The 12410-nt window shown below is 69.0% G+C and carries 11 protein-coding genes; 10 read left to right on the top strand and 1 reads right to left on the bottom strand.

What is annotated here, in order from left to right; translation table 11 throughout:
- The first annotated feature begins 1 nt into the window (after position 1).
- The 8 genes from flgG (at position 2) to DID98_RS11680 (ending at position 9640) form a co-directional block, all read left to right on the top strand.
- On the top strand, positions 2-790 hold the full coding sequence (flgG, locus tag DID98_RS11715; RefSeq protein ID WP_014895799.1) for a flagellar basal-body rod protein FlgG: 789 nt from the start codon (positions 2-4) through the stop codon (positions 788-790).
- A gap of 21 nt (positions 791-811) precedes the next feature.
- Positions 812-1501: a flagellar basal body L-ring protein FlgH gene (flgH, locus tag DID98_RS11710; RefSeq protein ID WP_044847878.1), complete on the top strand. Its 690-nt coding sequence runs from the start codon at positions 812-814 to the stop codon at positions 1499-1501.
- A gap of 5 nt (positions 1502-1506) precedes the next feature.
- Positions 1507-2685 carry a flagellar basal body P-ring protein FlgI gene (locus DID98_RS11705; protein ID WP_124486647.1) on the top strand — a complete coding sequence of 393 codons (1179 nt, stop codon included), beginning with the start codon at positions 1507-1509 and terminating at the stop codon, positions 2683-2685.
- Positions 2686-3684, top strand: a complete 999-nt coding sequence (gene flgJ, locus DID98_RS11700; protein ID WP_124570731.1) for a flagellar assembly peptidoglycan hydrolase FlgJ — start codon at positions 2686-2688, stop codon at positions 3682-3684.
- 233 nt (positions 3685-3917) lie between these two features.
- Entirely contained in the window at positions 3918-4673 is a 756-nt protein-coding gene (locus DID98_RS11695) for a flagellar brake protein (RefSeq protein WP_124486646.1), read from the top strand.
- A 192-nt stretch (positions 4674-4865) separates the two neighbouring features.
- Positions 4866-6848 carry a flagellar hook-associated protein FlgK gene (gene flgK, locus DID98_RS11690; RefSeq protein WP_124570730.1) on the top strand — a complete coding sequence of 661 codons (1983 nt, stop codon included), beginning with the start codon at positions 4866-4868 and terminating at the stop codon, positions 6846-6848.
- 23 nt (positions 6849-6871) lie between these two features.
- Positions 6872-8110, top strand: a complete 1239-nt coding sequence (flgL, locus tag DID98_RS11685) for a flagellar hook-associated protein FlgL (protein ID WP_124570729.1) — start codon at positions 6872-6874, stop codon at positions 8108-8110.
- A 222-nt stretch (positions 8111-8332) separates the two neighbouring features.
- Positions 8333-9640 (top strand): solute carrier family 23 protein, encoded by a 1308-nt coding sequence (locus tag DID98_RS11680; protein ID WP_124570728.1) that lies wholly within the window; start codon positions 8333-8335, stop codon positions 9638-9640.
- Between the two features lie 627 nt (positions 9641-10267).
- On the opposite strand, the gene DID98_RS11675 is transcribed toward DID98_RS11680, so the two are convergent.
- Positions 10268-11152, bottom strand: a complete 885-nt coding sequence (locus DID98_RS11675) for a transcriptional regulator GcvA (protein WP_124570727.1) — start codon at positions 11150-11152, stop codon at positions 10268-10270.
- 96 nt (positions 11153-11248) lie between these two features.
- Between DID98_RS11675 and DID98_RS11670 the strand changes: the two genes are divergently transcribed.
- A complete protein-coding gene (locus DID98_RS11670; protein WP_124570726.1) occupies positions 11249-11863 on the top strand; it encodes a chromate transporter in 615 nt (204 codons plus the stop codon).
- Positions 11860-12387: a chromate transporter gene (locus DID98_RS11665; protein WP_044847886.1), complete on the top strand. Its 528-nt coding sequence runs from the start codon at positions 11860-11862 to the stop codon at positions 12385-12387. Before DID98_RS11670 ends, DID98_RS11665 begins: the two co-directional genes overlap by 4 nt.
- Positions 12388-12410: the final 23 nt, after the last annotated feature.

Below are 12410 nucleotides of genomic sequence, written 5' to 3'. Positions count from 1 at the left end.
CATGAACCGTTCGCTCTACATTGCCGCCACCGGCATGAATGCGCAGCAGGCGCAGATGGACGTGATCTCGAACAACCTCGCGAACACCAGCACGAACGGCTTCAAGGCGTCGCGCGCGGTGTTCGAGGATCTGCTGTACCAGACCATCCGCCAGCCGGGCGCGAACTCGACGCAGCAGACCGAGCTGCCGTCGGGCCTGCAGCTCGGCACCGGCGTGCAGCAGGTCGCAACCGAGCGCCTGTATACGCAGGGCGGCCTCACGCAGACCGGCAACTCGAAGGACGTCGCGATCAACGGCGCGGGCTTCTTCCAGGTGCTGATGCCGGACGGCACGAACGCGTACACGCGCGACGGCTCGTTCCAGACCAACGCACAGGGCCAGCTCGTCACGTCGAGCGGCTACCAGATCCTGCCGGCGATCACGGTGCCGCAGAACGCGCAGTCGCTGACGATCGGCAAGGACGGCGTCGTGTCGGTCACGCAACCGGGCTCGAGCAACGCGGTGCAGATCGGCTCGCTGCAGATCGCGACCTTCATCAACCCGGCCGGCCTCGAGGCGAAGGGCGAGAACCTGTTCGCCGAGACCACGTCGTCGGGCGCGCCGAACGTGTCGCAGCCGGGCCTGAACGGCGCGGGCGTGCTCAACCAGGGCTATGTCGAGGCGTCGAACGTGAACGTCGTGCAGGAGCTCGTCAACATGATCCAGACGCAGCGTGCCTACGAGATCAACAGCAAGGCCGTGACGACGTCCGACCAGATGCTGCAGACCGTCACGCAGATGAAGAGCTAACCGGAACGTCCCGTCGTCGCCATGAAGCAGGTTCGCCTCCTCCCGTCAGCCCCCGTCCGCGCCGCGTGCGCGGTCGCGGTGGCCGCGCTCGCCGGTTGCGCGCAGATTCCGCGCGACCCGATCATCCAGCAGCCGATGACGGCGCAGCCGCCGATGCCGATGTCGATGCAGGCGCCCGGCTCGATCTACAACCCCGGCTATGCGGGGCGGCCGCTGTTCGAGGATCAGCGGCCGCGCAACGTCGGCGACATCCTGACGATCATGATCGCGGAGAACATCAACGCGACCAAGTCGTCGGGCGCGAACACGAACCGCCAGGGCAACACCGACTTCAACGTGCCGACGGCCGGCTTCCTCGGCGGGCTGTTCGCGAAGGCGAACCTGTCGGCGGCCGGCACCAACAAGTTCGCGGCCACCGGCGGCGCGAGCGCGGCGAACACGTTCAACGGCACGATCACGGTGACCGTCACCAACGTGCTGCCGAACGGCAACCTCGTGGTCAGCGGCGAGAAGCAGATGCTGATCAACCAGGGCAACGAATTCGTGCGCTTCTCGGGGGTCGTCAACCCGAACACGATCTCGGGCGCGAACTCCGTCTATTCGACGCAGGTCGCCGACGCGAAGATCGAATACTCGTCGAAGGGCTACATCAACGAAGCCGAGACGATGGGCTGGCTGCAGCGCTTCTTCCTCAACATCGCACCGTGGTGATGACGATGCAGCAGCCTCTTTTCCACCGCCTGTCGTCCCGTGCGCGTGCCGTCGCGCGGATCGCCGCCGCGTTCGTGCTGGCGGCGTGCGCGCTCGGCGCGGCACCCGCGCACGCGGAGCGCCTGAAGGACCTCGCGCAGATCCAGGGCGTGCGCGACAACCCGCTGATCGGCTATGGCCTCGTCGTCGGCCTCGACGGCACGGGCGACCAGACGATGCAGACGCCGTTCACGACGCAGACGCTCGCGAACATGCTCGCGAACCTCGGCATCTCGATCAACAACGGCTCGGCCAACGGCGGGCCGTCGTCGCTGAACAACATGCAGCTGAAGAACGTCGCGGCCGTGATGGTGACCGCGACGCTGCCGCCGTTCGCGCGGCCGGGCGAGGCGCTCGACGTGACCGTGTCGTCGCTCGGCAACGCGAAGAGCCTGCGCGGCGGCACGCTGCTGCTCACGCCGCTGAAGGGCGCGGACGGGCAGGTGTACGCGCTCGCGCAGGGCAACATGGCGGTCGGCGGCGCGGGCGCCAGCGCGAACGGCAGCCGCGTGCAGGTGAACCAGCTCGCGGCCGGCCGGATCGTCGGCGGCGCGATCGTCGAGCGGGCGGTGCCGAACGCGATCGCGCAGATGAACGGCGTGCTGCAGCTGCAGCTGAACGACATGGACTACGGCACCGCGCAGCGGATCGTGTCCGCGGTCAATTCGAGCTTCGGCCCGGGCACCGCGACGGCGCTCGACGGCCGCACGATCCAGCTCGCCGCGCCGGCGGATTCCGCGCAGCAGGTCGCGTTCATGGCGCGCCTGCAGAACCTCGACGTGAGCCCGGACAAGGCCGCCGCGAAGGTGATCCTGAACGCGCGCACCGGCTCGATCGTGATGAACCAGATGGTCACGCTGCAAAGCTGCGCGGTGGCGCACGGCAACCTGTCGGTGGTCGTCAACACGCAGCCGGTGGTGTCGCAGCCGGGGCCGTTCTCGAACGGGCAGACGGTGGTCGCGCAGCAGTCGCAGATCCAGCTGAAGCAGGACAACGGCGCGCTCAAGATGGTGACGGCCGGCGCGAACCTGGCCGACGTCGTGAAGGCGCTGAACACGCTCGGCGCGACGCCGGCGGACCTGATGTCGATCCTGCAGGCGATGAAGGCGGCCGGCGCGCTGCGCGCAGACCTGGAGGTGATCTGAATGGCGGCGAATCTTCCGAACGCGAACGACCTGACGCAGCGCTTCGCCCTCGACGTGCAGGGCTTCGACGCGCTGCGCGCGCAGGCGAAGCAGTCGCCGCAGGCCGGTGCGAAGGCGGTCGCGGGCCAGTTCGACGCGATGTTCACGCAGATGATGCTCAAGAGCATGCGCGACGCGTCGCCCGACGGCGGGCTGCTCGATTCGCACACGTCGAAGATGTACACGTCGATGCTCGACCAGCAGCTCGCGCAGCAGATGTCGAAGCGCGGGATCGGCGTGGCCGACGCGCTGATGAAGCAGCTGCTGCGCAACGCGGGGCAGGGCTCGGGCAGCGATACGGCGGCCGACGCGGGCGCGGCCGGGCTCGCTGCGGCGGGCCTGGGTGCGGCCGGCTCGGGCACGTCGGGCAACGAAGGCAGCCTCGCCGCGATGAACGCGATGGCGCGGGCCTACGCGAACGCGGCGAACAACGGCGGGCTCGCCGGCTCGCGCGGCTACACGGCCGGCAGCGCGCTGACGCCGCCGCTGAAGGGCGCGAGCGGCGTGCAGGACGCCGACGCGTTCGTCGACCGGCTCGCCGGCCCGGCGCAGGCGGCGAGCGCGACCACCGGCATCCCGGCGCGCTTCATCGTCGGCCAGGCCGCGCTCGAATCGGGCTGGGGCAAGCGCGAGATTCGCGCGAGCGACGGCTCGACGAGCTACAACGTGTTCGGCATCAAGGCGAACAAGGGCTGGACGGGCCGCACGGTGTCGGCGCTGACGACCGAATACGTGAACGGCACGCCGCGCCGCGTCGTCGCGAAATTCCGCGCGTACGACTCGTACGAGCACGCGATGACCGACTATGCGAACCTGCTGAAGAACAACCCGCGCTATGCAGGCGTGCTCAGCGCGAGCCGCAGCGTCGAGGGTTTCGCGCACGGAATGCAGAAGGCCGGTTACGCGACCGACCCGAATTACGCGAAGAAGCTGATCTCGATCATGCAGCAGATCGGCTGACGGGGCAGGGCCGCAACGGCCCCGCCTGCCGCCGTTTTTACAATCTTACGAACCGTGCCCGGCATCCCGCCGCGCGCGGTTTTCAACGTTTGCGCGAAAAATACCGGCGTTTCGATCTAAACTTTCGGTGAGCACTGCCGCTAAGTGTGAGAGACCTGTAACCGGGCCATGTTCTGGCCCGGTTTTACTGCGCACCGGTCGCCCGGGCGCCCTGAAAAGAAAACCGGCTAGCCATGAATATCGAAACGTCGACCGATCCGAGCCTGGATGCGGGCCATTCCGGGCCCGACTACGCCCGCCGCAATCCGCTGGAGATCGGCGTGCAGCTGCGCAACCTCGTGAACCGGGGCGACTTCCTGACCGTCCAGTACCCGGGCGGCCAGCTCGTCACGCGCCTGCTCGAGGTCGACGTCGGCGCGCGCACGTTCACGTTCGACTGGGGCGCGCTGTCCGAGCAGAACGCCGGCATCCTCGGCGCGTCGCATTGCACCTTCGCGGCCGCGCCGGAAGGCGTGCGCGTCGAATTCACCACGAACACGCCGCGCGAGACGCGCTACGAGGGGCTGCCCGCGTTCGTCGCCGATTTCCCCGACGTGCTGATGTGCATCCAGCGCCGCGAGTATTTCCGCGTCGATGCACCGATCGTCGATCCGTTCCTGTGCCGCGGCCGGTTGCCGGACGGCGAGGGCTTCATGTTCGAGGTGCATAACCTGTCGCTCGGCGGCGTCGGCCTGCGGACCGCCGACGAGCGCGTCGAGACGCTCGATGTCGGCACGCTGCTGCCGGGCGTCGAGCTCGAGCTGAACGGCCACGGCAAGCTGTCCCTCGACCTGCAGCTCGTGTCGCAGCGTTCGACCCAGATGCCGAACGGCTCGCGCCGCTACCAGCTCGGCTTTCGCTTCATGTCGCTGCCGGGCAGCGCGGAGAACACGCTGCAGCGCCTGATCACGCAGCTCGAGATGAAGCGCCGCTCGCTCGCGCGGGCCTGACGCATCCGCTAGCGGCCCGGTCCGGGGCCGCTTTCGCACCGGCGCCGGCAGCGTGCGCCGGGCCGCTCGCCGGACGACGCGCATGCGCGCGTCGCGCGCGCATTTTTCCCTCAATTTTTCCGATCCGCGGCCGTTATACCGGGAGTCACGCAACCCGGCGGCCGCAGCGCGGCCGGCTCATCAGGATCGCGCATGTCCAACTCACTCATGAACCTCGGTGTCAGCGGCCTCAATGCCGCGCTCTGGGGCCTCACGACGACCGGCCAGAACATCAGCAACGCCGCGACGCCCGGCTATTCGGTCGAGCGCCCGGTCTATGCCGAGGCGAGCGGCCAGTACACGGCGAGCGGCTACATGCCGCAGGGCGTGAATACCGTCACCGTGCAGCGGCAGTACAGCCAGTACCTGAGCGACCAGCTGAACAACGCGCAGTCGCAGGGCGGCTCGCTGTCGACCTGGTATTCGCTCGTCGCGCAGCTGAACAATTACGTCGGCAGCCCGACGGCCGGCATCTCGACCGGGATCACGGGCTATTTCACCGGGCTGCAGAACGTCGCGAACAACGCGTCCGATCCGTCGGTGCGGCAGACCGCGGTCAGCAACGCGCAGATCCTCGCGAACCAGCTCAACGCGGCCGGCCAGCAGTACGACGCGCTGCGCCAGAGCGTGAATACGCAGCTCACCGACACCGTGTCGCAGATCAACACGTACACCAAGCAGATCGCGCAGCTGAACCAGCAGATCTCGGCAGCGAGCAGCCAAGGGCAGCCGCCGAACCAGCTGATGGACCAGCGCGACCTCGCGGTGTCGAACCTGTCGAGCCTCGCCGGCGTGCAGGTGGTGCGCAACGACAGCGGCTACAGCGTGTTCCTCGCGGGCGGCCAGCCGCTCGTCCTCGCCGACAAGAGCTACCAGCTCGCGACCGTCACGTCGTCGTCCGATCCGAGCGAGCTGACCGTCGTGTCGCAGGGGATCGCCGGCGCGAACCCGCCGGGGCCGAACCAGGCGCTGCCCGATGCGTCGCTGTCGGGCGGCACGCTCGGCGGCCTGCTCGCGTTCCGCAGCCAGACGCTCGACCCCGCGCAGGCGCAGCTCGGCGCGCTCGCGACCAGCTTCGCCGCGCAGGTCAACGGGCAGAACGCGCTCGGCGTCGACCTGGCGGGCAATCCGGGCGGCAACCTGTTCACGGTGGCGAACCCGACCGTCTATTCGAACCAGGGCAATACCGGCAACGCGGCGCTGTCCGTCTCGTTCGCCAACGCGTCGCAGCCGACGACGAGCGACTACACGCTGTCGTATGACGGCACGAACTACACGCTGACCGACCGCGCGAGCGGGTCGGTGGTCGACCAGAAGGCGGGGCCGATGCCGGTCTCGCTCGGCGGGCTGAACTTCTCGTTCTCGTCCGGCGCGATGAATGCCGGCGACCAGTTCACCGTGCTGCCGACGCGCGGCGCGCTGACGGGCTTCGGTCTCGCGACGACGAGCGGCTCGGCGATCGCGGCCGCGTCGCCGGCCGTCACGTCGGCGTCGAGCACCAACATCGGCACCGCCAAGATCGCGCTGAGCGGGGTGACCTCCGGCTATCAGGTGCCGTCGGCCAAGCTGACCTACGACGCGGCGACGCAGTCGCTGTCGGGCTTCCCGGCCGGTACCACGGTGACGATCCCGGGCACGCCGCCGACCTCGGTGACGATCAGCAATCCGACCGACCCCGTGCCGTACGACCCGTCGACCGGCGCGGCGATGACGATGTCGGGCACGGCCGCCGGTGCGCTGAACGGCGTGACCGTCACGCTGTCGGGCACGCCGTCGGACGGCGATTCGTTCACGATCGGGCCGTACGCGGGCGGCACGAGCGACGGCAGCAACGCGCTCGCGCTGTCGCGGCTCGTCAACGCGAAGACCCTCGGCGACGGCACGACGACGCTTACGGGCGCCTACGCGAACTATGTGAACAACATCGGCAATGCGGCGAGCCAGCTCAAGTCGTCGAGTACCGCACAGACGGCGCTGGTCGGCCAGATCACGTCCGCGCAGCAGTCGGTGTCGGGCGTGAACCAGAACGAGGAAGCCGCGAACCTGATGCAGTACCAGCAGCTCTACCAGGCGAACGCGAAGGTGATCCAGACGGCGGCTTCGCTGTTCCAGACCGTGCTGGGCCTGTTCAGCTGAGCGGATTCGAGAGGATAGAAACGATGCGGATTTCCACGACCCAGTTCTACCAGCTGAACGTCGGCCAGATGAACGATCAGCAGGCCCAGCTCGCGCAGCTCTACCAGCAGATCTCGAGCGGCGTGAGCCTGTCGACGCCGGCCGACAACCCGTTGGGCGCGGCGCAGGCCGTGCAGCTGTCGATGACGTCGGCCACGCTGTCGCAGTACGCGGCGAACCAGAGCACGGCGCTCGCGTCGCTGCAGGCCGAGGACCAGGCGCTGCAGAGCGTCGGCAACGTACTCGGCAGCGTCAAGTCGTTGATCGTGCGCGCCGGCGACGGCTCGCTCGCCGACAGCGATCGCGCGGCGCTCGCGGCGCAGCTCGAAGGCTACCGCGACCAGCTGGTGTCGCTCGCGAACTCGACCGACGGCGCGGGCAACTACCTGTTCGCCGGCTACCAGAATTCGACGGCGCCGTTCACGAAGAACGCCGCCGGCAGCATCAGCTATGTCGGCGATACGGGCACGCGCACCGTGCAGATCGACGATTCGCGCAGCGTGCCGCAGGGCGACTCGGGCCTCTCGGTGTTCATGTCGGTGCAGGCGCTCGGCAGCTCGCCCGTCCAGGCGGCCGGCGCGGCCAACACGGGCACGGCCACCATCGGCCCCGTCACGGTGACGGATCCGTCGGCTGCGACCAACGGCCATCAGTTCACGATCACCTTCGGCGGCACGGCGGCCGCGCCGACCTACACGGTGACCGACAACTCGATTTCACCCCCGACTCCCGGGCCCGCGCAGGCCTATACGTCGGGCGCCGCGATCGCGCTCGGCAACGGGATGAAGGTCGCCGTGTCGGGCACGCCGTCGCCTACCGACACCTTTTCGGTCACGCCCGCGCCGCAGGCGAGCGGGGTCGACGTGTTCTCGACGCTCGATTCGATGATCACGGCGTTGAAGACGCCGATCAGCGGCAATCCGACGGCGACCGCCGCACTGTCGAACGCGATGGGCACGGGCGCGACGAAGATCGGCAACTCGATGCGCAACGTCACGACCGTGTTGGCGTCGGTCGGCGGCCGCGAGCAGGAGGTCAAGGCGATGCAGACCGTCAACCAGACCGCGGCGCTGCAGACGACCAGCAACCTGTCGGACCTGACGAGCGCCAACATGGTCACGACCATCAGCCAGTACCTGCAGGTGCAGAACGCGCTGAGCGGCGCGCAGAAGGCTTACGCGCAGCTGCAGAACATGTCGCTGTTCCAGTACATCAATCCGTAATCCGCGTCGCGTCCGCTGCGATGTGAGCGCCCGCTTACATCGCGCGGTGCGCCGGCCGGCCGCCGCCGATGCGGTCGCGCCGCGCCGATGCCCGCCCGGCAGGCACGGCCGCCGCGCCGGCGGTTCGCGCTTGCCAGCCCCATTTCCGCTCCGTAAACTCGCGCCAGATTCCAGACCGGCGCACCGTCCCGCAGCCGGCGTTCGACAGGAGCCCTTTTCCCCATGTCCGATTCCTACTTCCCGCGCTGGCGGGTGCAACCGACCGGCGCGGTCTCGCGCGTGGTCGGCCCCGACGAACGCCTCGCGTGGCCGCAGATGGTCGCGATGGGCGTGCAGCACGTCGTCGCGATGTTCGGCTCGACCGTGCTCGCACCGCTGCTGATGGGCTTCGACCCGAACCTGTGCATCTTCATGTCGGGTATCGGCACGCTGCTGTTCTTCGTGCTGGTCGGCGGCCGCGTGCCGAGCTACCTCGGCTCGAGCTTCGCGTTCATCGGCCTCGTGATCGCGGTGACGGGCTACGGCGGCAGCGGCCCGAACCCGAACATCCCGGTCGCGCTCGGCGGGATCGTCGCGTGCGGTGTCGTGTACGTCGCGCTCGGCGCACTGGTGCAGGCCATCGGCACGCGCTGGATCGAGACGCTGATGCCGCCCGTCGTCACCGGCGCGGTGGTCGCGGTGATCGGGCTGAACCTCGCGCCGATCGCGGTCAAGGGCGTGTCGGCATCGACCTTCGACTCGGTGATGGCGCTCGTCACGGTGCTGTGCGTCGGCGGCGTCGCGGTGTTCGCGCGCGGGATGATGCAGCGCCTGCTGATCCTCGTCGGGCTGGTGATCGCCTACGTGATCTATGCGATCGCGACCAACGGGATGGGCCTCGGCAAGCCGGTCGATTTCTCGATCGTCGCGCATGCCGCGTGGTTCGGCGTGCCGAGCTTCCGCGCGCCGGTGTTCGATCCGCACGCGATGCTGATGCTCGCGCCGGTCGCGGTGATCCTGGTCGCGGAGAACCTCGGCCACATCAAGGCCGTCAGCGCGATGACGGGCACCAACCTCGACCGCTACGTCGGCCGTGCGTTCATCGGCGACGGGCTCGCGACGATCGTGTCGGGCAGCGTCGGCGGCACCGGCGTGACCACCTATGCGGAGAACATCGGCGTGATGGCCGTCACGCGGATCTATTCGACGCTCGTGTTCGCGGTCGCCGCGCTGATCGCGATCGGGCTGGGCTTCTCGCCGAAGTTCGGCGCGGTGATCCAGACGATTCCGGGCCCGGTGCTCGGCGGCGTGTCGATCGTCGTGTTCGGGCTGATCGCGGTGACGGGCGCGCGGATCTGGGTCGTCAACAAGGTCGACTTCTCCGACAACCGCAACCTGATCGTCGCGGCCGTCACGCTGGTGCTCGGCGCCGGCGACTTCTCGCTGAAGATCGGCGGCTTCGGGCTCGGTGGGATCGGCACCGCGACGTTCGGCGCGATCATCCTGTACGCGATCCTGCGCAAGGAAAAGGAGCCGGGGCCGGTGGTGTGAGCCGCGGCGCCGGCGGCAATGCCCGCGCGAACGGTGCGCATGGTCGTCGTAGCGCGCGGGCTGCGGATTTCGATTACCGGATCACAGTGTCGTGACGTCGTGTGCTGGCGTGGACCGTGTTGGCACAGCGGATCTCGACGGTGCGAAGTCGTGCCGTCGGCATCAGCGGATGCGCAACAGCAGCAGTGATGCAGGACAGCAACCGTGTGACGGCCGATATGAGTTTCGACATGATTTCCCCCGACCCGCTGGATGAATGTTTGTCACCTGCATCGGGTCGTTCGCCCGTGCAGGTTTCGTGGTCTGCACGGCTCCCTCAGCAAGCAACGGGCCAGCACGCGGACTTCCGCGCAAACGGGGGCTCGGCGGGGGCCGCGTGACGCCGGTGCAACGCGGCGCACGCGAAAATGTTTCAGCGCTGAAACGCGCGGCGGTGGGCCGGTCGGCCGCATGCCAAGCCTGACGTCCGGTGGCGGGAGCGACGAGGAAACGCAGGGGCGCGCGACATCGATTCCGCAGGGGAATCGCGGGCGTTGCGCGCGGATCGGTTTCATTCCTGCAACGCGGACGGGGACGTGAGGTGGCACGCCGCGTTGTTTCGATCGGGTAGCGGCGACGCGGCGCGCGTCATCCGTTCGCATTCCCCAGCGCTTCCAGCCACGCGCAGAACTGCGCGACCAGCGGATCGTCGGCCGGCGTGCCCGGCGCGATCCACCAGTAGCTGCGTGTCGCGATGCGCGGCCCGTCGAGCGGCATCACCAGACGCCCGCTCGCGAGCTCGTCGTCGATCAGCGGCAGCGGGCCGAGCGCGACGCCCAGCCCGTCGACGGCCGCCTGCAGCGCCAGGTAGAAGTGGTCGAACGACTGCCGCTTGCGCCCCTTCATCGTCACGCCGGCCGCCGCGAACCAGTCGCGCCAGCCTTCCGGCCGCGTGTCCGAATGCAGCAGCACGTGCCGCGCGAGATCGTCCGCGCGGATGATCGGCGCGCGGTTGAGCAGCGCGGGGCTGCAGACCGGAATCACGCTTTCGTCGAGGAAGTGGCCGCTCGTGCAGTTCGGCCAGTGGCCGGGGCCGCGGCGGATCGCGACGTCGAAACCGTCGAGCGCATCGAGCGGCGCGTTCGACGTGGACAGCTTCAGCTCGACGTTCGGCACGTCGCGCTGGAACCGCGACAGGCGCGGCAGCAGCCATTTCATCGCGAAGGTCGGCAGCGCATTGATGCGCAGCACGCGCGCGGCCCCGGTGTTGCGCAGCTGCTCGGTGGCGAGCGCGATGCTGTCGAACGCGGCGCGGACGGTATCCAGATAGCGGCGGCCTTCGTCGGTGAGCTTCACGCGCTTGCCGTAGCGGTGGAACACCGGCTTGCCGAGCCACGCCTCGAACCCGGCGATCTGCCGGCTGATGGCACCATGAGTCACATGCAGCTCGTCGCCGGCGGCGCTGAAGCTTTCATGTCGCGCCGCTGCTTCAAAGGCCCGAAGCGCGGAAAAGGGCGGGAGATCGCGTGCCATGCTTGTGATTCTAGATCACAAGGACGCGCCGATAAAATCGTTTTGCCGGCGTGCCGCACGGCGGTAACCTCGGGGCATCGTTTGATGAGGAGCCCCATGCAATCCGTTTCTCCGTCGCCTGCCGCGCCTCCACGCCGTGTCGGCCTCGCCGAGCTGTTCACCGGCTTCCTGTCGCTCGGCCTGATGTCGTTCGGCGGCGCGCTGCCGTTCGCGCGGCGCACGATCGTCGACGACCGCAAATGGCTCACCGCCGACGAATTCACCGATCTGCTCGGGCTGTGCCAGTTCCTGCCGGGCGGCAACGTGATCAACCTGTCGGTCGCCGTCGGCATGCGCTTTCGCGGCGTCGCGGGCGCGTTCGCCGGCATTCTCGGGCTGATCGCGGGCCCGACGCTCGTGGTCGTCGGGCTCGGTGTGCTGTATGCGAAGACGCAGGGCGATCCGCGCGTGCAGCACCTGTTCGGCGGGCTCGCCGCCGCGGCCGCCGGCCTGCTCGTCGCGATGGCCGTGAAGGTCGCGAAGCCGCTGCTGCACGCGCCGCGCACCGCGGCCGGCATCGCGGCCCTCGCATTCGCCGCGATCGCGGTGCTGCGCATCCCGCTCCTGAGCGCGATGCTGGTATTGACGCCCGTGAGCATCTGGCTCGCGTCGCGGCGCCGCGAGGCGTCGGCACCGCAGCGCGCCGCCGTGCGCGACGGAGGCCGGTCATGAACGACACGCTGATCGCGATCGCGACGATCTTCAGCCAGCTGTCGCTGCTCGCATTCGGCGGCGGCAACACGATCCTGCCGGAGATGCAGCGGCAGGTCGTCGATGTGCACCACTGGATGAGCGCGCACGCGTTCACCGCGCTGTTCGCGCTCGCGCAGGCCGCGCCGGGGCCGAACATGATGATCGTGCCGCTGGTCGGCTGGCATGTGGCCGGCTGGGCCGGGCTGCTGGTCGCATCGATCGCGAAGTTCGGGCCGTCGTCGATCGTCACGGTGCTCGCGCTGCACGCGTGGGAGCGCTTTCGCGACCGGCCGTGGCGCCGCTACGTGCAACAGGGGCTGATGCCGGTCACGGCCGGGCTCGTCGCGGCCAGCGCGGTGCTGATCTCGGAAGCGTCGAACCGCACCGCGATCCAGTGGGGCATCACCGCCGCATGCGCGGTGCTCGCGTGGCGCACGCGCATCCATCCGCTGTGGCTGCTCGCGGCCGGCGCGCTGATCGGGCTCACCGGCATCGGCCAGTGAGCGGCGCACAACCGGCCTCCCGT

This window comes from Burkholderia sp. Bp8984 (genome assembly GCF_003853755.1).
In the GTDB taxonomy this organism is placed as follows: Bacteria; Pseudomonadota; Gammaproteobacteria; order Burkholderiales; family Burkholderiaceae; genus Burkholderia.
This window is presented reverse-complemented; position numbering and strand designations above follow the sequence as displayed.

Bases quoted from the DNA above. Each gene is read 5' to 3' on its own strand.
- flgG (WP_014895799.1), top strand. From the start codon at position 2: ATGAACCGTTCGCTCTACATTGCCGCCACCGGCATGAATGCGCAGCAG.
- flgH (WP_044847878.1), top strand. From the start codon at position 812: ATGAAGCAGGTTCGCCTCCTCCCGTCAGCCCCCGTCCGCGCCGCGTGC.
- DID98_RS11705 (WP_124486647.1), top strand. From the start codon at position 1,507: ATGCAGCAGCCTCTTTTCCACCGCCTGTCGTCCCGTGCGCGTGCCGTC.
- flgJ (WP_124570731.1), top strand. From the start codon at position 2,686: ATGGCGGCGAATCTTCCGAACGCGAACGACCTGACGCAGCGCTTCGCC.
- DID98_RS11695 (WP_124486646.1), top strand. From the start codon at position 3,918: ATGAATATCGAAACGTCGACCGATCCGAGCCTGGATGCGGGCCATTCC.
- flgK (WP_124570730.1), top strand. From the start codon at position 4,866: ATGTCCAACTCACTCATGAACCTCGGTGTCAGCGGCCTCAATGCCGCG.
- flgL (WP_124570729.1), top strand. From the start codon at position 6,872: ATGCGGATTTCCACGACCCAGTTCTACCAGCTGAACGTCGGCCAGATG.
- DID98_RS11680 (WP_124570728.1), top strand. From the start codon at position 8,333: ATGTCCGATTCCTACTTCCCGCGCTGGCGGGTGCAACCGACCGGCGCG.
- DID98_RS11675 (WP_124570727.1), bottom strand. From the start codon at position 11,152: ATGGCACGCGATCTCCCGCCCTTTTCCGCGCTTCGGGCCTTTGAAGCA.
- DID98_RS11670 (WP_124570726.1), top strand. From the start codon at position 11,249: ATGCAATCCGTTTCTCCGTCGCCTGCCGCGCCTCCACGCCGTGTCGGC.
- DID98_RS11665 (WP_044847886.1), top strand. From the start codon at position 11,860: ATGAACGACACGCTGATCGCGATCGCGACGATCTTCAGCCAGCTGTCG.